The 23,239-nt window shown below is 37.7% G+C and carries 11 protein-coding genes and 1 pseudogene; 1 reads left to right on the plus strand and 11 read right to left on the minus strand.

Annotated features, from left to right (window positions below; all coding sequences use genetic code 11):
* Window positions 1-30: 30 nt before the first annotated feature.
* The 7 genes and pseudogenes from BACINT_RS21635 to BACINT_RS21665 all read right to left on the minus strand — a co-directional run.
* Window positions 31-915: a Calx-beta domain-containing protein gene (locus tag BACINT_RS21635; RefSeq protein ID WP_007667324.1), complete on the minus strand. Its 885-nt coding sequence runs from the start codon at window positions 913-915 to the stop codon at window positions 31-33.
* A gap of 19 nt (window positions 916-934) precedes the next feature.
* Entirely contained in the window at window positions 935-2,377 is a 1,443-nt protein-coding gene (locus BACINT_RS21640; protein WP_021967101.1) for a RagB/SusD family nutrient uptake outer membrane protein, read from the minus strand.
* Between the two features lie 33 nt (window positions 2,378-2,410).
* Window positions 2,411-5,182, minus strand: a complete 2,772-nt coding sequence (locus BACINT_RS21645; RefSeq protein WP_225663174.1) for a SusC/RagA family TonB-linked outer membrane protein — start codon at window positions 5,180-5,182, stop codon at window positions 2,411-2,413.
* 806 nt (window positions 5,183-5,988) lie between these two features.
* Window positions 5,989-7,278, minus strand: coding sequence for a DUF4302 domain-containing protein (locus BACINT_RS23420; RefSeq protein ID WP_007667328.1), 1,290 nt, complete (start codon window positions 7,276-7,278; stop codon window positions 5,989-5,991).
* A gap of 8 nt (window positions 7,279-7,286) precedes the next feature.
* Window positions 7,287-8,216, minus strand: coding sequence for a zinc-binding metallopeptidase (locus tag BACINT_RS21655; protein ID WP_007667329.1), 930 nt, complete (start codon window positions 8,214-8,216; stop codon window positions 7,287-7,289).
* A gap of 23 nt (window positions 8,217-8,239) precedes the next feature.
* On the minus strand, window positions 8,240-9,838 hold the full coding sequence (locus BACINT_RS21660) for a RagB/SusD family nutrient uptake outer membrane protein (protein ID WP_007667330.1): 1,599 nt from the start codon (window positions 9,836-9,838) through the stop codon (window positions 8,240-8,242).
* A 22-nt stretch (window positions 9,839-9,860) separates the two neighbouring features.
* Window positions 9,861-12,980: pseudogene (locus BACINT_RS21665) on the minus strand (SusC/RagA family TonB-linked outer membrane protein); the annotation flags it as partial.
* Between the two features lie 778 nt (window positions 12,981-13,758).
* Here BACINT_RS21665 and BACINT_RS21670 point away from each other — a divergent pair.
* Window positions 13,759-15,006, plus strand: coding sequence for an ATP-binding protein (locus BACINT_RS21670; RefSeq protein ID WP_007667332.1), 1,248 nt, complete (start codon window positions 13,759-13,761; stop codon window positions 15,004-15,006).
* A gap of 494 nt (window positions 15,007-15,500) precedes the next feature.
* Here BACINT_RS21670 and BACINT_RS21675 read toward each other — a convergent pair whose 3' ends face one another.
* The 4 genes from BACINT_RS21675 to BACINT_RS21690 form a co-directional block, all read right to left on the minus strand.
* Window positions 15,501-16,295, minus strand: coding sequence for a hypothetical protein (locus tag BACINT_RS21675; protein WP_021967104.1), 795 nt, complete (start codon window positions 16,293-16,295; stop codon window positions 15,501-15,503).
* Between the two features lie 28 nt (window positions 16,296-16,323).
* Window positions 16,324-17,880 carry a RagB/SusD family nutrient uptake outer membrane protein gene (locus tag BACINT_RS21680; protein ID WP_007667334.1) on the minus strand — a complete coding sequence of 519 codons (1,557 nt, stop codon included), beginning with the start codon at window positions 17,878-17,880 and terminating at the stop codon, window positions 16,324-16,326.
* Between the two features lie 22 nt (window positions 17,881-17,902).
* Window positions 17,903-20,863 carry a SusC/RagA family TonB-linked outer membrane protein gene (locus BACINT_RS21685; RefSeq protein ID WP_081450339.1) on the minus strand — a complete coding sequence of 987 codons (2,961 nt, stop codon included), beginning with the start codon at window positions 20,861-20,863 and terminating at the stop codon, window positions 17,903-17,905.
* Between the two features lie 1,027 nt (window positions 20,864-21,890).
* Window positions 21,891-23,084: a site-specific integrase gene (locus BACINT_RS21690; RefSeq protein ID WP_044155423.1), complete on the minus strand. Its 1,194-nt coding sequence runs from the start codon at window positions 23,082-23,084 to the stop codon at window positions 21,891-21,893.
* Between the last annotated feature and the right edge of the window lie 155 nt (window positions 23,085-23,239).

Genomic DNA, 23,239 nt, shown 5'->3' on the forward strand with positions numbered 1-23,239 from the left:
CCTTATTCTTAAATGACTATAAGGAAGGAATTATTTTGCTTTCGTAGCTACAACGCCATCCATAAGTAAGGTAAAGAAGCCACCAGATGCGCCTGTAGATGGATGAATTGCTTGGAATCCAAATCCATATTCAAACGTAATTACTCCATTCTCAAAAATTCCAGCTAAAGCACTCACTGTATATAAATCTTCTCCCTCTACATGAGTGGCCCTGAAGTAACGGTTCCATGCATCTGTAGGTTTCGGCATAGGACCTATATATTGATTATCTTTCATTGCAACCACAATTTCCCCATCTACTTCTTCCACACTCATTTTGGCAAGAGTTCCATAACCAAAATTCACATTTAATACGTTCGTATCTTCATCAGAAGCGCTAATTACTGCTGGAACGCTTACCGGAGTAACTTCATCGAAAGCAGAAATACCAGTTATATTATAAGTTCCGATTATAGCTGCCCACGGATGTTCGTCGTCTACAATCGTAACGAGAACACTATTTTGTTCAGATTCTAGTAATTTAGGAGATGTCGCTGAGATAATAATTTTAAAAGTCTTTTTTCCGGTAAAGACATCATTATCTATCGGTCTTACAATTACATTTTGTACTCCACAACCATCTTCAAAAACAATCTCTTTGTTTTCAATAACAAAGTCTGTTCCTTCAATGGCCGGACTACTTTCTCCTTCGGAAGAAGCTGTAAGGGTTACCGTTACTTTTCCACTCCCTTTAATCCCTGCTAAAGCAAGAGGGATTTGAAGGGGCTCGGTAGCATTTTCATCTACTGAAGCTGTCGTTGTCGGAAAACTTGCGTTAGAATCTGCCGCTCTGAATGATTGTGGTTCGTTATCATCACATGCAGCAAAAGTAAACAACAACCCGACAGCCAATATTAAATATGTCAATTTTTTCATTTGTTTCCGTTTTTAGAAATTAATACTTGTTTTGAATCATATTCTCATTAGCATCTATTTCGCTTTGTGGAATAGGCAGGAGATAGTAAGGACTGTCTGCAGATACTTCTTGAGCACCGGCAGGAGCACCTGTACCATCAGCTAAGAAACCTAAACCATCACGCTCCAAATCTTCATGTCTGCGCTTTAAGTCAAAGAAACGGTGCCCTTCAAATGCCAGTTCCAAACGTCTTTGTAACTGAATGGCTTTTTCCAAACTCTCACCACTTTCATTACCTGCTTCATAATCTGAATAACGTTTTGAGCGTACAATATTCAAGTCTGCCAAAGCAGGAGTATACTGCTTCAAATTGTAATTAGCTTCTGCACGAGTCAAGTACATTTCTGCAGTACGTATAAGAGGAATATCAACCAGACCGGCAGAGGCACCACCATTAGCCCATTTCCATACCATATTGCAATCACCACTTTCGCTGGTAACCATTTTGATAACAGAATTACGGCAGTCAGTGGTTGTATACAGTTCTCTTAATCCGCAAGAAACAGAATAATTACCTACATAGCTGGTTGTAGCACCCTGTCCCCAGCTGTTGCCAGGTAGAATTCCATCATCTGATTTAAGTGCTATGCGGAATAAAACCTCAGGAACTGCCATACTGGTAGTATATACTTTGCTGAAACCTTGAGTATCCGCCATATCAGAGCCATCACCTGTAATAGCAGCTGTTGCATTTGTTACAGCTAATTGATTTTCACCCATTGTTAGATACACGCGTGCCAAAATAGCACAAACAGATTTCTTATTTAAGCGATAATTGATTTTAGCATTGTAATCATCGCTCATCAATCCTTTCGCTCTTTCCAAATCTTCTACCAACCATGTATATACCTCTTTCACAGTATTACGTGCCGGAAAATCAGTTTCCGTATCTTTTTTATAAGTAACTCCTAAATCACCGTCAGAAGCCTGCTGATAGTTTCTACCATATAAACGTACCAGATCAAAATGTATCATGCCACGTAAAGCCAGACATTCAGCAAGTAGGTTGGCACCTAACTTTTTATCTGCTTCAGCTATTTCCATACCATCCAAACGGGTAATAACCTCATTAGCACCTAAAATACCATTATAAGCAGCAGACCACATACCAGTTACACCATATGTATCAGCGTAAAACTTGAAATCGGCAAATTCATTGTAAATCAAACGGCCGTCACGATTCAATGTTAGATTATCGGACATAACGTCTGGAACCATCAACATAAACTCGGTGGTATAAGATGCCGAACGAATTGATTCATATACACTATTGGTTGTATTATCAAAGTCTTGCATAGACTCTAGTGCATTGTCACTATTCAGAGAGTCATGAGGAGTGGTATCCAGAAAACCAGAACATCCGGTCAGTGACAAACTAAAAAGAGCAACTGCTGGTATTATTGTTTTTTTAATTAATTTCATACGAGTGTCTTTTTTGAAATTCATAAATAATAATTAGAAACCTATTTCAATACCGAACATGATCGTTCTGGAAGCCGGGTAGCTAAAGTCAAGAACACCACCTGTAGCACCTGCACCTGTACCTGCAGGTGAATCACCTACCTCAGGGTCAAGTCCTTTAAATCCTGTTACAGTAAACAGATTCAAACCTTGTGCAAAAAGTCGTAACTTCTCTACATGGGCTACCTTTAGCCATTGCTTCGGGAAAGTATATGCCAAGGTTAAGTTTCTCAAACGTAAGTATGAAGCATCTTCCAGATATCTGGTAGACTGATAAGAACTATTGTTGATACTTTGTTTGGGCACATTAGTTATATCTCCCGGATTTTTCCATTGGTCATACAGCATACTCTTATCTTGGTTATTACCATACTGTGCACCATCACTTTCCGTAAAGAAACGAATATGATTATAGATATAATTTCCACCAGAGAAGTAGAAATCTGCAGCTAATTCCCATCCTTTATATGACAGATTTGCACCAAAAGAACCAAAATATTTGGGGTCAGGAGTCTTACCATCTAAAACTACAGCGTCATTTGAATTGTAAGTATTGGTAATTCTGCCATCTGCAGTATAGTACAAAGCGTCACCATTGGCAGGATTTACTCCAGCCCAACGAACCATCTTATAGACATTGATAGGATAGCCTTCCTTAATCAGGTTATTCCAACCAACAGAAATATCATTTCCCTTATATAATTTTTTGATTTCATTCTTATTTTGAGAAATCATTCCATTCAATGTCAGTTTCCAGTCATTGGTTCTGATAAGATCACCACTGATAGAGAGTTCATACCCTTTGTTCATCAATTCACCAACATTATCAATACGACTTGAGAACCCTGAAGTCATAGACAAACGAGTTGAAAGTAACAAATCGGTTGTTTTACGTTGGTAGACATCAAATGTAACATTTAAACGTGAATCGAACAAAGAAGCATCCAAACCCACAGATGCCTGCATACTCTTTTCCCAAGATAAGTCAGGGTTCGGTAAACGTGCAGGATAAGCAGTTGATGCACCATTATAGCTACCATAACCATATACACCTTGTGCAGCATAATCACCAATGTTATTATTACCACTGGTACCTACACTACCACGAACTTTCAAACGAGTAAGCCAGCTTACATCTTGCAAGAATGATTCACGTTCCATGTTCCAGCCTAAACCTACAGCCCAGAACATACCATATTGGTTATCTGCTCCAAAACGTGAAGAACCATCCCAACGAATCGCTGCATCAATAATGTATTTACTATCATAAGTATAACCAGCAGTTGCCAGATATGAAAGCATTCTCCAATCAGTAGTATTTCCTGCTACATCTTTATCTGTTGCTCCAACTGAAATAGCATCCAATTTACCAGTTGCAAAACCACTAACAGAAGCTGTCAGTGTACGGTAATGGCTGGATTGAGCTTCCATTGCAGCTGCAGCTTTTACTTCATGAACATCATTAAAAGTTTTGTCATAACTCAACATATTGGTCCATACCCAAGTAGAACGTTGTTGAATACGATCGTTACGATAACCATAAGGTGAACCTAAAATCTGTGATAATTGAGATTCCGGTTTATTAAATTGGTAGTTTTGATATTGAGTAAAATCTACACCTGCTACCGTTGTATATTTGAGCTGATCCCAAATTCTCCATTCCAAATTGAAAGCTGCAATAATTTTAAGTTTACTTAAGCTTGCAGGATTATTTGCAATATTCTCAAAAATATTAATTTGATTACCAGCAACCTTCATGTCAGTATTATAGCTACCATCTTCGTTATAAGGAGCATCATAAGGATTAGCGTTAAAGATATAGTTGAACGGATTCAAAGCATTACGGTCTGTTCTTAGCAAACCTTCCTTGGAAATACCTGCAGAAGAATTAAAGCCAATTTTCACTACATCTTTAATTTTATGCTCAAGATTAGCACGCAATGTACTTCTTCTAAGGTAAGAACCAGGTACTATAGCATCCTGATCAAAATATTGGCCTGATAAATAGAAACGAGTAGCGTCAGTACCTCCTGCCACATTCAATTCATAAGACTGTGTAGTACCGGTACGGAAAATTTCATCAGCCCAATTTGTATTTTTAGCAGCAGCAATTTCAGCATCAGTCATTGCTCCACCATTAGCTCCGCCAGATGAACCGCGGCCAATACCTAGCTGACGTTCATAAGTAAGCTTTTCTTGTGCATTCATCATTGTAAAATCACTATCAGATAAGGTTCTGGTAGAAATTCCAAAAATGGCTTTTAAGTCAATTGTAGTTTTACCACTTTGACCTTTCTTGGTTGTGATAAGAATAACACCATTAGAGCCCCTGGAACCATATATTGCGGTTGCAGATGCATCTTTCAATACAGACATATATTCAATATCATTCGAGTTTAGTGCTGCAAAATCTGCAGAAGAAACAGGTACACCATCGATTACGAATAGTGGATCACTACCGGCAGATATAGAACTTGTACCACGAATCTTAATATTAGCACTTGCTCCCGGACGTCCAGTTGCAGCAGTTACTTGCACACCTGCTGCTTTACCTTGCAATGCTTGGTCTACACTGTTTACCGGTACTTTTGACAACTGATCAGCTTTTACTATTTCAACAGAACCGGTTAACGAGCTCTTTTTTGCAGCACCATAAGCCACTACTACTACTTCATCAAGCATAGCAGCATCTGCCTTAAGCACGATCTTTAGATTGCGTTTAATTGCCACTTCTTGTGTCTGCATACCAATGTACGAAACCTGCAAAGTCTTCGCAGAACTACCACTAAAATAACATACTGTACATCAACGATATATATACTTGACAGGAACTATCTATTAGGAAAGGTATATTTATATATTACGCTGATAATTAGATGTATATATATCCACTCATTACATGCATACTTATATAACGATCTACCCAATATTGCACTGTAACAAGATATAATCAGTTGATTAACAAATGCATACCTATTAACTATTCTATTTCTGAGGCATTTATAATTAGTCTCAAGTTACTATATTGTCATTTTATGCAAGATAATTTACTTGCATCCACAATATATCTATACAAAAATGCGAAGAATATCCTATAAAAGTATTCTTCGCATTTTACGTATAGATTATTTATCAATAAAACAATCTTAAGATCAAAAAACTTACCTTTTTAAAAGTCTCAGATTTATCTTCATTACATATTCAATCATTAGTGTCCCGATTTTAACGGGACACTAATGATTGAATATGAAAACTTCTACTCCTTTGTTGTACCTCAAAAAGTAGACACAGATATAATAAAAGATGCCGGAAGCGAATATTATTTTTATAAACAAAGAGCTAGTAGGCTTTGTAGACATCAAGAACTATATAGATCTTTATCAGTACATCACTATGCCCCCCCTGTTATTGGATCCCCACTATTAGGGTTCATTCGGGACTTGTACTCCTATAGTGTACGCTCATGCTGGTGTACCCAAAAAGAAGGCACCTTCACAGGCACCTTCTTAAAAACACTTTAATTAAAACACTTTGGGTAAACATACCCAAATATACTTATAAAGTAGAAGACTCTACTTATTGAATGGACCTAATATTTCCTCTTTATATAATTTGATTGTATTTTTAGAATTAGAATTATCTGTCATTGTTATTACAGTAGGATTTTCGTCACTATCGGCAGACAAAGTGAAAGTCTTTCCATTAAATGGATAAACCATATAGCTCCAATTATAATCATTCCATAAAGTGACACCAAAATTATTACCTCTGGAAGCAAATGTAAAATTCACTTGATTGTCGCCCGCAGTTTTGTTATTGAAAAGTAAGAATCCTACTGTACCACCACAACTCCAATAAAAAGCGGTAGTTGTTGCATCATATGGTGTAAATAATGCATAATCCAAAGGAACCCCTAATGCCGGCATTACCTGAGTTTTGATAGCATTCCACCTAGCAATTGCTTGAGGATCTCCTAATCCACTCATTGCAAAATACCAGTCGTTGTTGAGCAAAAGATAATTAAGTGGGAAAGTTGGAGTAAAGAGGGCATTTACACCATTTGTTGGAGAAAAGGTACCATACTTTTCATCAGGCTGATATTTCAATTCCTCAATTGACTTTCCATTCAAAACCACCGGCTCACGGAATTTAATATTTCCTTCAGTCGTTATAATGTATGGCGCTTCTACTGTAACATCATTATCACCTTCCGTATAAGTAATTGCAAGGTTTCTATATGAAACTGTAACATCCGCTTTAAAATCACCCTCTGTATATTTATAAGCTATGAATTGAGAAAACACTTCATCTGCATCCTGAACACCTTGCAAGAAATCTTTCCATGCAACTGTTTCAGCCAATGGAGTCATTATGATTTTGGTAAGATTCTTCTTTCCTTTTAGTATCACCTTATCTTTAGTGGCCTCCATAATAGTAAACTCAAAGTCTCCTTCCATACCTTTTCCATCACTGCCTATTCCTCCGGGATTATGCGGATCTGAGAAAAAGTGCATTATTTCATTGTGGGTGTCAAAACTCAATACCGGACCAGCACTTTGCTTTAATACGTACGTACTGGCAACCTTTGCTCCAGCATCATATATGTCACTTGCTACTTGTACTGTACCATCTTCTGCAAATGAAACTAATATATTATAACCTCCATAAGTTAGGTTTGCGGAAGGATAGTACTCCATCAACCAACCATTCTTGGCACTTGTCAATACCTCTTTATCAGCCTTTAGTGTCGCTTCAATACGATTGGCAGAAGAATCATTAAATAAATTTTCCTCTTCTGGTGTGCAGGATGAATAAAGAGCGACGGCAAGCGATATAAATAATAAATTAAATATTTTTTTCATATTACTTTCTAATTAAGTGTTGTTAAATCAAGAGTAGCTACTTCTGCAGAGCGACGGGTAACGACTTTACGCAACTCATCAATATCTATTTGCCAACTACCTTTTAAATATTCTCTTATAATTTCCAATTTATCAAGGATGGCCTGCTTACCAGATTCATCTTCACCAACAACTCCGGCTGCTAATAACTTTTGCCAAGCAGCTTCTGTGCGAGTTATGTAAACAGAAAGAATTTCTGCAAAATCTTCATTTGCTTCCTTGCTAGCATATCCTGATACAAAACCGGATTTAGGAGCATCAGGATCTTTCAAGTTAATCCAGTCCGTAGCTCTATAATTACCGGCAGAGATCAAATTGAAGTCTGTATCATAGTTTTTCTTCTGCTGCAAAATGTGGGTAAACTCATGGTGCATTGTTTGGAAAAACCAATAATTCAAGTCTGTTGTACTGCCACTCTTATCAGGGAATGGGCTATCGATATCAATATACGGATGCTCAATATCAATAACGTTCACATTATACAGTGTCACCTTTATTCCTCCTTCGGCAGTACCCATCACAATACTACCAGTGTTAGGATAGTACGCCGGAGAACCAAACAGCTGCATCACTCGTGGACAATACATTTTGACGAATTCATCACCGGCTACTTCCTTATAAACATCAATCCATACATATTTCATCATTTTGGCCAGAGCTATAGACTTATCATAGTCTGCAGGAATCAGGTTAAACTCCATGTTCGATTCCTTATCATCATATCTATAATTAAAACTGATATTATAGGGCGTTACATAGTTCTTCATCAGCCAATTGTCGAATTCATTCATTTTCGGCTCTTCCGTATCAAAAATACTCTTTGAGTCAAGATCATCTTCACTGCAAGCCCCTAAGCACAAAGTGAATGTAATCAATAAAAATAGTTTTATATATTTCATAATTATTTCATTTTTAAAGGTTATTATCTTGGGTTAGCAGCCAAACCGGCATCAATAACATCCGAAGGCAACTGGATGGCACGACGCAGATCACCGACTTTCAATATATCTGTAGCCAATCCATAACGGTTGTGCGCTACTTCTATGCCATAGCGTTTAATGTCACACCAGCGTTGTCCATCATGCATTGTCTCAATACGGCGCATGTGCAATACACATTGAATAAAATTCTCTTGCTCACCTGATGCTACAGTAAATCCCTGAGGGTGAAGTTCTTTTTTGATAGTACGATCACTCCCCCCATCAGCCATAGATGGTATAGGGCAATATTTAATATCATTCCAGAATTTATTGATGCTTTCACGAGTCAATGTTTGCAGAGTATGAGTCATGCCATCATCATCAACATACGAAGAAAGGCAATTTGTAACTTGCCAACTATTTAAATCGGCAGCAGCTTCCTCATATTTCTCCAAAAATGTATAAGCCTCTGCACGACAAAGCAATGTTTCATTTGTTGTAAATGGAACAAATACAATATGCGCAAAACCTGTGCCGGATGTTTTGTCTGTATACTCCCAGAATTCATCCAACTTCGGGAAGCGTACAGTCTGATTCGAACCATAAAGTTTTCTACCCAGAATCAAGAAACTGCTGGAACCTGAAGAACCCCATGGACCTTTGGCCCAATAAGTCTCATAAGTGGTTATTTCCCGCCCATGATTGTAACGTGGCCCACTTCCGGAACCGATTCGCCCAGCAGCTGAATATGCCGGAATAATTAAAAGGTTGCAGTTTTCACTTGCCTGCACGTAGGCATTTGTCACGTCACCTGCTCCAAGTGGAATGTAATTGGTCATTTGACGCAATGCCCTATCCGGATTGCTTCCTAATACTTGCGTTGCGTATTCCACTACCTTCTGATAGTTTGACTTATCAGGTTTTACATAGAATAAGTTAAAGCGTGTTGCAAAAGCATAAGCAGCTTTTTTATTAAAATGATATTTAGGGACAGTGTAAACATCATCACTGATATATGGCAAAGCAGCTTCTATGTCCGCATTGATTTTTTCGTAAAGTTCTGCCATGGTTCCTCTTTCATATTTCACAATTACTTGAGTTTCCGGCTTTTCAGAATAGGGAATTCCCATATCCTTATCTGCCGTTTCCGGGTTATAAGGTAAACAGAAGACATTTGCTAATACAAAGTGGGCATAAGCACGGCACATCAAAGCTTCCGCCTTTTGAGGAGCCAGACTGGCGGGATCCCCCAAATCATATATTGCCTGTATAGCTTGATTGGCAGCTGCTATGGCGCTATAATGAGTTTGCCACATGTAACGTGGATCATCATTACCATCACTCGTGATATCTGACCACAAATAGATTTCCTCTTGATCCTTATAATTGACTGAATACTGAGGCCCGTGATCCACTACATTGTCACTACTATATTCCATCATGAGGACAGGGGTCTTGTTTGGATAAGCAGATACAAGTATAGATGTTACTTTTGCTTCCGTGTCAATTTCAGCACGGTTATCCGGCATCGTATTGAGGAAATCATCGCAGGAACCCAGCAAGAATGCAGTTCCTATAAGCGCTATATATATATGTTTCATATTTTTATTCTCTTTTTAATGGTTAAATTCCTAATCTCAAGGTTAGCGTAAATTGGCGTGGTACGGGGACTGCCACACCTCCTGTATTGAAGAATTCAGGGTCTTGTCCGTTCAACGTCTTATCAGCATAAATCAAGAATAAGTTGGTTGCTTGAAGCTTAAGTGATAAGTTGTTGAATTTTAATGGTGCAATCCAGGATTTTGGAAAATCATATGATAATGAGATTTCTTTCATGCGAATGAAGTCACCTTTAGCCACACGTGCAGTAGAGCGGTTGTAAGCATTATAAGCATAACTCAAATGATTATATTCTTGATTTAAACGACGGTCCGCAATAACAGGAATATTAGTCGTATTCTCATCGCCCGACTGCGTCCAACGGTTCTTGAATTCTTTGGGCATGGCTGCCAGGTCAGAATACCAGTTTTTGAAAACCGGATCCAGACGGATAACATTATCAAATGAGTAGGTCATGAATACATTCAGCTTAAAACCTTTATAACTAAAGGTATTTCCAAAACTACCAGTAATAGTCGGATCTGTAGGCCCTTCGTATACCAAATAGTCTTTTACGCGTGATTGGAAGTTAAGATCTGTCACAGTCAGTGTGCCACTTTCATTAATAAAAGTAGGAAGACCCTCTTCGTTCAACCCTTGGAAGTCAATAGAGAACAGAGAACGCACGGGATAACCTTTCATTGTAAAACCGGAACCAATCACCATATCCAGAATACGGGTGTTAGTTTCCAAATCCGTTACTTCATTTTTAGCTTGCGAGAAGATGAAGTCTGTATTCCATTTAAAATCCTTAGTTACAATATTGCGTGTAGACAATGTAAACTCTATGCCATGCGATTTCATACTTGCTACATTGGCATACTTCATCACTTGTCCACCAATACCCATTGTGTTAATAGCACCAATCAAGTCATAATTATCACGTTTATACCAATCAGCTGCTAAATTGATGCGATTGTCCAGAAAACCAATCTCAGCACCGATATTGAGTTCGTGTTTCTTTTCATAAGTAAGTTCACTATTCTCAAGGTCGTCAATCTGTAAACCCGATTCTTTCACTGAAGTAAATGGGCGCCAAGGATTAAAACTACTAATCACTACCCGAGAGTTGGTTACGTTTGCCGGACCACGGTCTGCGGTCAGTGAATAAGATGCCTTTAAAGTCAGGTTTGATAATGTCGGTCGCAAATCTTCAAAGAATGCTTCTTCATGTACATTCCAGGCACCAGACACATTCCAAGTAGGCAACCAACGAGAAGAACGACTCTTACCTAACTTATTGGAACCCTCATAGCGGATAGTACCATTAACAGTGTATCGTCCTTTATATGAATAAGTACCTGTTGCGAAGAATGCCACCTCACGTGAACGGCTTTCTTCTACAGTATAATAATTTGTGTTCTCTTCATTGCCCTGCTTAAAGTACTGATAGTCATAAGAAGGGAGCATCCCCATCTCATACTGCATGCCTACACCATTAAACCATGTTTTCGTGCGATTCATAGAATTCACTTCCATACCGCCGAAAAGGTTGATAATATGATCTTCTGCAAATACATCGTTATAATTCAATGTTCCACGGAAATCCCAACTATTCATTCCATATTTTGTTTCACGATAAAATCCACCTACCGGTAATACACTGACGGGTAGAGAATTCACCTTGTCCGGATCGGTATACAGCCAGGGATTAGCATCACGCATGGTAGCATCATCCATTGCACGAAAAGCCCAAGCCTGGTTAGAATAATCTTTAACATAGTGTGATTGTGTCGTTGTAGAATATTTATAAGCGCCCAGAGCAGAAGCTTCTAAATTTTTGAGTATTTTCCATTTTAATTCTCCTTGAAATTTCATATCAACTACATTTAAGTCCATGTAGTTGTTTTCAAGTTCATGCAGAATGTTGAACGGAGCATAATTGCGGACGTAGGTTTCATTAGCGTCCAATGTGCGTGAGGTATTTAATGCATATGAGTATGGATTAATATCAAAATCGCGTGATACTTCTCCGGTTACATAATTAGGTGTTGAACCTAAAGTGCCGGGAGCTTTTTGTTTACGATACGAAGCATTTCCTATCAGGTTCAATGATAAATTGCTGTAGATATTATACAAGGCATTTACATTGGCTGTATAGCGTTGAACCGAGCTTTGTTTGGTCCATCCCGGATCGTTCATGACACTAAGTGATGTGTAATAAGAGGCTTTTTCTGTACCACTTGACATGCTGATTGCATGGTTTTGTGAAACAGAACTATTGAACAGATAATCAAACCAATCTGTATTTCGGTACTCGGCTTGTTGCAAATAGGTATTGATTGCCTTGGTTGTATTTGGCAGACCAAATCCACCATTTGGAGTATAGTCATTAATCAGATGATACATTTTGCCATAAACGCCACTGTCAGATGCGCGATAAACATTCGAAAAGTTTAAGTAACCGGCGTTTGCCATCTCCTTGAATACTCCCATCTGTTCTTGTGAATTCATTATATTGAAATTGGTATAGCTGGGCTTCATTCGCATCGTAAATTCGCCGGTATAACTAATTTTGTTGGAACCGGCCTTACCTTTCTTTGTTGTCACAACGATTACACCAGCCATTGCGCGTGCACCATAGATAGAAGTGGCTGATCCATCTTTCAAAATCTGGAAGCTTTCAATATCATCCGCATTCAATCCTGAAATGGCTGAGCTAATCAGCGTAACTGCGTCACCGGATGACAAATCATCAGCACTAACCTCGGTAACATCCTCCATAATAACCCCATCTACTACCCACAGCGGCTTAGAACTACCATAAATAGAAGTAGCTCCACGTACGCGGATTTTAGGAGCTGTACCAAATGTGCCGGAGACATTCTGAACGGATACACCAGCAGCACGACCTTCCAGCGCACGGCTTATTTCAGGCAGGCCGTCTAATTTTACGTCATCGGCAGATAATTTTGATGTAGCACCAGTAAAGAGACGTTTGTCCATACGCTGCATACCAGTAACCACAACTTCCTGAAGCATTTCGCTGTCGATTTTCATCGTAACTTTTAAGCGTGGCTTGATACTTACTTCTTCTGTTTTCATACCAATGTAAGAAATTTGCAATGTCTTCGCAGAACTTGGTGTGCGTTATATATTTGGCAAACAGTACTTTATGCGTGTGCTTAGAACTTCTATTTTAGTAAAACAATTTGTAATACATTGATTTATAAGCATCTAAAAAACAATAAAATGCATTAGCACTTACCACAAATATACTGTATTGATCATTTAAACATTTTATTATCAGTGTATTATTTATCTATGGATAGCATTGATGAGCTATAAAACAAGTACTATGCGTTTAATTCAACTGAGAATGTAATTAATGATAATTTTTTCAACTGAAACTCCGCAAACTTGCCATATTAATAATGGATGCATGTTTCTGTTCGGAACATTTACTTCAGAAATGATTTGTATAGCTAAATATGACGTTAATATATCTATATGCGCAAATTTTTGATGATAATATAGATAAAAGCGATAAATAGACTATTATTTCTATACTTATTTATCGACCTGTAGCTGTTCAATAAAGATTCTTCTTTATGCTCATTGTGTAATATCCCTAATGAGAAAAGTGAAAAAGAAAAATAGAACAAAGTTGTCGGAACCATACTATAACGATCAGATACATTTATATAACTCGCTATGCAAACAAGAGCTTAACTAACATTCCTCCCCTTAGGCAGTGTATTGTATAGCTTTCTCAAAGTCACATGATGGTCATTTGTTTATTTATTCTATTTGCAATAGAGAAAAATACAATTTATCACTATTAAAAATGGAAATAAAATCATATCTATTTCTATTCTTAATAGAAAACACTATATTTGTACTATAAAATACCATCGAGTTTATGAAACAACTTTTAAAGGATATCATAATTGACCAAAAGTCTTTTTTGCCAAGCAAGAAAACTATAATTCGTAGTTTTTCTGAAAAATATCTGAATAATGAAGAAATTATTATTATTTCAGGGGTTCGTCGTTGTGGTAAATCTGTGTTGCTACAACAAATACGTGACAGGCTTCCCCAAAAAGATTATTTTTTCAATTTTGATGATGACCGTTTGGGTAACTTTACCATAGAGAACTTTCAGCAATTGTATGAAGTGTTCATTGAACTATATGGAGAACAAAATTATTTCTATTTTGATGAAATACAGAATATTGCAGGATGGGAGCATTTTGCCAAGCGACTGTATAATTCAGGAAAAAAGGTTTTTATAACAGGTTCCAATGCTCGTATGCTAAGTAAGGAGTTGGGAACCTACCTGACCGGATGCTATATTGCGATCGAACTCTATCCTTTTTCATTTTCTGAATTCTTAAATTTCCGTGAACAGCAACATTTGTTGGGAGATATATCCGGCACAATTGCGCGTGGAGAAATACAATCGGCTTTTAACGATTATTTAAAACAGGGTGGATTTCCTATTTATTTGAAGTCTGAAGATGGCATTGTTCTGAAAACACTGTATGATAACATTCTATATAAGGATGTTATGGTTCGCAACCAAATTGTAAATGAACGTGAAGTAAAAGAGTTGGTCTATTATACAGTCAGCAATATAGGGAAACCGTTAACTTATACTTCATTGGCAAAAGTGATTGGAGTGAAAAATCCCACGACAGTAAAGAATTATCTGGAGTATATTGAGAATACATATTTACTCTTCTCTTTATCGAAAATCGATTGTTCCGTCAAAGCCCAGCTCCGTAATCCCAAAAAAGTTTATGCAATAGATAATGCCTTAGTTTCTCGCTTGGGCTTCCATTTTTCTGGTGAAGAAGGGCGCTTGTTGGAAAATATGGTTTACATAGAATTACGTCGCCGAGGCGGAGAAATTTTTTATCATAATTCAGGAAATACCGAGTGTGATTTTGTGGTTCGTGATGGTTTTCGTGTTGTGCAGGCAATTCAGGTTTGTTACTTATTGGGCAGTTCCGACACCCGTGAGAGGGAAATCTGCGGCATTCGGGATGCTATGGATACATACCATCTTTTGGAAGGAACAATAGTCACAAATACCCATGAAGAAGAGGTGAAGTACGGAGATAAGATAATACATATTCTGCCGGCATGGAAATGGTTACATTTTTAATATAGGACGTATCTCTTTGTGTAAGAGAGGTTGAATTCTGGTTATAACAGTCGATAATATTTACACAAGGTTATGATATGCAAACTTAGTAAATACGGTAAAAGTTTCAATTACAATTGATGTTTTTATCGTATTTAGCTTTCTGATATCCTCTGATTTTGATCACTTTTCTATTGTTCATCCTCCGATTTTGTATGATTTACTCCCAAAGCATCCTCCGAATATGTTTTTATGTTGTCTTTGTATTTAGATTGAAAGCCTTCTCTAAAGTTAGCAAAGTATGTTATAATGAGATGAACTAAAGAATAACCAGTATGATACAAAAAAATATTAGCAAAATAGCAGAAATGGAAAGACAGTGAATACCAAACCGCTTATCCCCCGAGGGGCACGACAAGTGGGAAAAACAAAAAGGGCACCTATAAAAAAGCGCCCTCTTGCTAACTGTTTTTCTATTAGATATGCGAATATCTATTAGTGATTTATCCTTTAATTTATTCAGGTAATTCCAATGTTTCTGTAAAGCCACTGTATAAAATTCCATATCCTCCTTCTACAGCAACAGCTCCACGCATTGCAAATAGCAACTTATTACCTTGACGTTGCATGTCAGTAGGAGTAAAATACACCATCCCATAAGTAGCATGTTTATATCCGGTAGCTTGTAAGTCCCAATTCATCAGAGTTTGGCCGTCTTCACTCAATGTAAATACCATGGGATAACCTTCTGTTATACAATCCGGCAACTTGTATATATTACCTTCTTTAGCTTTCAATATAGGCTGTTCCCATGACTGACCGAAAAGCTCTGAAGTATATATTCCGGTTCCGTAATCCTCCCATGTTAACTTTCTCTGAGCGGTCACTGTTATCTTTCCGGACTTGGAGGGTGACAATGCATTCTTGTCATCTATGGTCAGTGTAATTTCATATTTGCCGGTAGCGCTCAAGTCATCTATAGATCCAAAAGCTAATTCCACGTACCCCACTGCTTCGCCTTTTGCAAAAGCTATATTGGAACTTTTCAAGGTGAACACACCTTCTTCTACCGTAGCTTCATCCATGCTAATGCCGACTGAAGCCTCTACAACTGTATTTCCACGATATACGGGAACCCGGATGACGCCATTGTTTTCAGCATCCACTTCCACATTCATTTGAGTAGATGCAAAAGCTGCCTCAACTCCGTTTACGCCATATTTCTTACCTTCCGCATCTGTATCGCAGGAGGTAAAAGCTGCTAAACAGAACAATATAGCAGCATATTTCTTTATTGTATATAGTTTCATATTTTCCTTCATTATGTAGGTTTATAAATTATTGAACTATAGGATTCTGATCCGCAGAGGTAATATTTTCATTACCGTCAATTTCAGATTGCGGCAGAGGAAGGATAAATAATGGAGAAGCGGCATTAGTGTTCTTTGTCGTTACCTTCTCTGTATGGTTAGAACCTTCATAATTACGATTATATCCCAAACCTAAACGTTGCATATCGAAGATACGCCCCACTTCACCCCAAAGTTCAACACGACGTTGGAATAAAATTTCATCCATTAATGTTGCCAAAGGAGCATTAGTGTCAGAGTTATAAGTATTGGCATCTGTACGGGCTGCCAAACGTTCTTCAAACTTACTGTCTCTTGCGTTTCCTAAAGCTTTTATTGTGGTACGGGCAGTACTATATTCTTTCTGATGACATTCGGCTTCAGCCTTGATTAATATCATCTCTTCTGCTCTCATAAGCAAGTAATCGCCTGTACGGGTCGTGTAGTCTGCCATCTTAAATTTAATTTGACAGTAGCTCGTATAAGATGAAGCTGCCTTCTCTTCATCAGAAGGAATGGCTCCACGGAACCACGCTGTTTTACGCTCATCTGTGTCAGAAATCAGTTTATACAACCCAGTGCTTATACATTGGCGTGCTTTAGAAGCATACATACCCGGTGCGTCAGCATCCATATGCGAGAAGAAGCTTGCAAAACCGCTGGACTGATCGGCTATAATTTCCATTCCCCACAAAACATCTGCTGTTTTTACACTATTGTTCCCGCCCAATTCGGCTATAGTAGCAACTTTCAATGAAGGTTTCTTCAAGGCTTCGGCAGCTGCCGAAGCAGCACCTGCATAGTCATGCTGAGTAAGACAAATACGGGCTTTAATTCCATTAGCCACATAGTAATCTATATGAGATACATGTGACTGCACTTTATTACCGATACTTCCTAACAGATCAATAGCTTTTTCTATATCAGAATTGATTTGAGTATAAACTCCCTGAACGGTTCCACGAGGACTTCCCTCCGAACCGGCAACCGTTGCTCCTGTATATAAAGGTACACCGGGCGCATCCTCATGTCCCTTATATGTTTGTTGGTACAATTGTATCAGATAGTAATACGCAAAAGCACGCATTGCATAGGCCTGTCCTACAACGCTGTTCTTAAGTTCCGGATCACCTCCCATTGTGTTTTCTGAGGCAATGATATAATTTACGTTACTAACGATAGTATAATAGAAGTTCCAAATAGAATAAGGACGTCCTGCTTTATTTGAGTAATCGCCATGAACATTCAAACGATAATCTTCATAAAACCAGCCTTGTCCCTGCTCTTTCATTAAATGATCTTCAGCCATCAGATCTCCAAGCAGCTGGATAGCTGTCTGTCCACAATTTTCCGAGCCCCAGTTTGAACTCCATCCTGCTACATATAACATACGGTATATACCATTTATAGCAGTTTCCGCGCTACTTGCATCTGCAAATATCGTAGAACCTGATACCTTGTCAGTCGGTTCCGTATTCAATTCATCGGCGCATGAGCTGAATGCAAGAAGGCCGATTAAAGAAAATATATATAATACTTTTTTCATCTTTTATATTATTTAATCAGGTTTAGAAAGTAATGTCAATTCCGAATGAAATTGTTCTGACAGGTACGTAACCAAAATCCGTTCCACCAGTGAAATTATATTGAGGGTCCATACCTTTCAGTCGATTGAACAGCACGACATTGTCTGCTGTTGCAGTCAGGCGTGCAGAGTCGAATCCGATAGATTTCATCCACTTTGAAGGCAAGGAATATCCTAAAGCAATATTTTTAATAGCAAAATAGGAAGCGTCAATCAAACTGTTATCAGTAATAATGTAACTCTTTCCGATTTCAATACGCGGGAGGTCTGTGATATCACCCGGATTTCTCCATGCACGTTCCAGCATTTTACTCTTTGCCTGTCCTACATAATTGCCATATAATAAGTTATTATAAATACCATCCAATACTTTGCCGCCAATAGAATATGTGCAAAGGATACTCAAATCAAATCCTTTATATTTGAATGTATTATTGATAGAACCATATAAATCAGGAATACGGCTGCCCTGAATTTCTTTGCATGCGGTAGCCTTGGCCATATCGTTAGTTATATACTTTTTGCCTTTCACTCCGTTTTCATCGGTATCCCATGCCCAATATAATTGTTCTCCGGTTGCGGGGTCAACGCCGGCGGCTGTTGCAGTATAGAATGAGTATAAAGTTTCACCTTCGCGAATGATATAAGATCCGGAGATGATTTCCGGTTTATCCGCCAGCTGTAAAACTTTGTTTTTGATAGTAGAACCAAGGAGTGTTAAGTTCCAAGTAAACGGAGTATCCTTAAAGATATCAACTCCTAATGTAAGGTCAATACCTGTGTTACGCATACTACCGACGTTTTTGTTGTAGCCATCAAAACCGAGTGAAGATGCCATTGGAAATGACATTAACATGTCTGTAGTCTTACGTTGATACCACTCGATAGTAGCAGAAACACGATCAAACAATTTTGCTTCAATACCAATATTCAGATTGGCATTTTTTTCCCATTTCAGTTCTTTATTTTCCAAGGAGGTTACGGCCGCACCACTCATCGACGAGTTTGCATACCCCAAATCATAAAATGACTGCCAAGCATAAAAATTCTGTTTGGTACCACTCAATATGGCATCATTACCTTGTACACCGTAGCTAGCCTTTAATGACAGATTATTAATCCAAGTAATATCACTCATGAAAGATTCGTGAGAGATACGCCAGTTGCCACCAACCGACCAGAATTTACCCCAACGGTTATCCTTATAGAAACGAGAAGAACCATCCGTACGAAAGCTGGCAGAAAGGTAATACTTATCGGCAAAGTCATAATTCAAGCGTGATAACACAGATTGAACTGCATAATTGTTCTGATAAGAAGATGCTCCTGTAATGGTTGTAGCTGCATCCAGTTCATAAAGCCCGCCAAATGGGAATCCTGTCTTGGTTGCTGACAAATAATCATATCTGTATTTATAAAATTCATGTCCAACCAAAGCTTCAAAATGATGATTACCGAACTTTCTGTCGTATGTCAACAATTGATTAAAAGTGTAGCTGAATGTGCGTGCAGTAGCTTTCTGTATAGTACCTTTTACTGCTACAGAGTTACCGTTATACGGATTATAATAAGTTGCTCCGGCTGAATTGATTAAGTCAAAGCCATAATTAACGGAGAATTTCAATCCTTGCAGGAATGTGTTTTTCAAATCCCCCAATTCCGCATATACACGTCCACTCAGGTTGTCACTTTGAGTAGAATACATATCATCATATAAAGTAGCAATTGTGTTCCACTCTGAATTGGCACCAGCGGGTCTGTTCTTACCATAGTCAAAAACGGCATTTCCCAAATTGTCATAAATGGTAGCACCATTGGCATCTTTCTCAAAGACCGGGAAAATAGGAGCCATTAATTGTGCACTGTACCAAACATTGGATGAACCGGACGAATTTTCAACAGCTGTATTGCTCTCATTGCGAGAGTAGTTGGCGCTCATTCCGGCTTTCAACCAGTTTGTAACTTCAGAGTCTATATTCAGACGTCCATTATATCGGTTAAATTTTGTTGTCTTCAGCAGACCTTCTTCATCAAGGTAACCTAAAGAAAACATATATTTGGTCTTGTCGCTTCCACCACTGAATGAGGCAACATATTCTTGACGTAAAGGACTGCTTTTTAAAGCTTCATCCATCCAGTCTTCACTATATCTTAATTTGGCATCACTACGTACTTTTCCTGTCACTGGATCGATCAGTTCTGTAATACTATAGTTAAAAGGGTTGTACTGTTCATTCTGGCCCAACATAGCAGTGGATCCGCTTCTCATAGCCTCTAATGCGGCAGCACCCGCTAATTCCGGAGAAACTCCACCGTTGATAATCTGATTATTCTTATATGACTGGAAGATTGTTTCCAAATAGCCGGCTTCGTCCATCGTTTCATAGCGTGGAATAGCGCGTGAAGAAACACCCCAATTTGCTTTCAAGTTTACTTTTACCTTACCGGAATTACCTTTTTTGGTAGTGATCATAATCACACCATTCGCACCACGAGAACCATAAAGAGCACCTGCTGAAGCGTCTTTAAGCACTGTCATCGTTTCAATGTCATTAGGATTGATTGCAGAAATGTTACCATCATAGGGAACACCGTCCACTACATACAACGGTGATTGAGATGAATTGATAGAGCCATAACCACGAACAACTACAGAAGAACCTGATCCTGGCTGTCCTGAACCTGAAGTAGTCTGTACACCGGCAACCATACCGTCCAATGCTTTTGTAACGTTTGCAACAGGTCTTTCTTTCAATTTCTCAGACTTGATGACCTCCGCAGAACCAGTAAAAGACTCTTTCTTTGTGGTACCATAGGCTATAACCATTACTTCATCCAATATTTCAGTATCCGACTTCATGATAACCTTTACGTTCGGCTTTATTGCAACATCCTGTGCTTGCATACCAATATACGTAATTTGAAGCGTTTTCGCAGAACTTATCCTGTCTTATAACGCTGATAAACAGGCACATAAATATAAACAAAGAACTTGTATATAAACGGTGTAGATTTATAATATACTGATTTACAATTATATAAAATATGATATATATTTATTCATATCTACCATCATTCTTCTACTTCAAACAATTAATGTACTTATTATCAGTGCATTGACATTTAATTAAGAATATAAATGAGCTACGGAGTAGAGACTATACAACTTAGTTAACAAGTCTATATAAACAAATATCAACTAATTAACTGTAATTTCATGAAACTGCCATATTAATAAAAAAACGCTTTGCATGATATAGGGCTTACTATGAGTTTATACTTGTTTTTACCTACACGCTTGCACTTGTGTTCCGTACTGCCATATCCATCGGCATTGAGAGGTAGTGCAGGTAAATAAAAAACAGGGTGTAGGCAAATTTGCCTATACCTTTCTAAAACACGCATATATTACTGATTACCTTTTAGTTAATCATTTTGTAAGCAAAAAAAGATTATTTCATAATCTCCGCATTTTCCTGCCTTTTTCTGCTAAAATGTTCCGGATTAGAGCAATTTTCACTATATGGCATTCCATTATTTGCCTACTTACGTCTATTCTAAGCAGGGAGTGTAAGTATCAACCACCCATGTTCATTGAGACAACTACCTATGTTTATTTTGCTAATAAACAATGTTTTACTATTGCCTACAACCATGAAGTACGTGCTTCATGGTTATGAGTCAGCAAATCCACAATTGTGGTTGCATGAAATAAAGCAATATACATGTAAGGCACATTGTATAAAAACAAATAGGAAAAGGGGTATTATGTTAACATTAGATGCTGTTACCCAGTAATAGCATTTGGGTAGACATAAAGAATACAAAAAAAGAAAACAGAAGAAATAAGAGAAATAGAACAAAATAACCAAGATGTTTAGCAAACAGATTTACAAGGAAAGGTGTAAACCATTTATCCAATATTCCAGTAGCTACATGATAAGTGGTTACACCTTAAACTTTAATAGAATTTACTTTCCTTTTTTGCGATGAACCGATGAATGATTTTTTTCCAAATCACTTATTATTGTCGCATCCATTACATTCGTGTATATTTGTGTGGTTTTCACGCTCTTATGTCCCAAAAGCTTCTGCACTGTTGTGATATTGACACCATTATAAATTAATAATGTGGCATTGGTATGTCGAGCAGTATGAAATGACACCTTTTTAGCCACTCCTGCTAACCGGGCAATTATTATTAATTCTTTATTCACATTTGAGTTATCTCTTAAATGGAAAAAGTCTTGTAGGTTTGCCTGATATTTATTCAAAATTAGAATTCCTTTTCCACTAAAAAGTAAATATAGTGGCAATCGAACTTCAGTACCTGTTTTAATAGATTTATATATCAGCCATGTCTCCTGATGCATCTCTACAATGTTATCGGGCTTCATATTTACAAAATCAGAATATCGCATACCAGCATAGCAACAGAACAAAAATGCATCTAATGTTTTCTGGTATTTCGTATAGCGTCCTTTCAATTGCAAGGTCTCTAACTTTTCCAATTCTTCCGGAGACAAATGTGTATGGCCGTTTTCTACAGTTTTAATTTTATATTTTCTGAAGGCATATTTTTGTATATCCATATATTCTTTATTAATGGCTACATTAATATGGCGTTTCAAGTGTTTCATGTGTTTGGCTATCGTATTGGTGTGATATCCTTTTGACTGCAGGAAGTATTCGAAAGAGGATACAAATTCAAAAGTTAGATCTGAAAATGTTACGTTTTTCTTAAAATCTTGTAAAAGAGCAAGCGTAGACAAATGATTGCGTTTAGTACTCTCTTTTAAGCCAGAAGTCATTACCTCTTGCTTAAAAAAAGGAATAAACGAAAATTTATCTTCCTGTTCTTGCTTTTCAGAAAGTACATCTTTTAGAACATCCAAATTAATAGTTTTACCCTGTTGCCAGAGTTCAAGTTCACGCTTTTCTATCATTGCGACAAATTCATAAATTAATCGATTTAAAGCGTCTGCATTAGGATGGTTTTTAACTAGTAGTTTCTTTGCATCCCACTGGTCGGGTCTTAAGTAGACTTTTGTCGAAAAATACTTCTTTTTCCTGTTCAGATAGGCCTCTACCTGCACCAGAGCCATACCTTTCTTGTTAAGGCTCTTTTTCCTGTTGTACACCAAACTGTAAATAATCTTGTTCATCATTAGTTGTTTTAGTTAATACTATGAACAAATAAGACGGGATAATGTGCTATAGAAGAACTAAATAAGGCTTAATATCTGCAAAACTATGCCCCAAAAGAGTTTTTCTATTTTGTATTTCCTTTATAAAAAAGGTAAATCTACGTAAAATGGCT

The organism is Bacteroides intestinalis DSM 17393 (assembly GCF_000172175.1).
GTDB lineage: Bacteria > Bacteroidota > Bacteroidia > Bacteroidales > Bacteroidaceae > Bacteroides > Bacteroides intestinalis.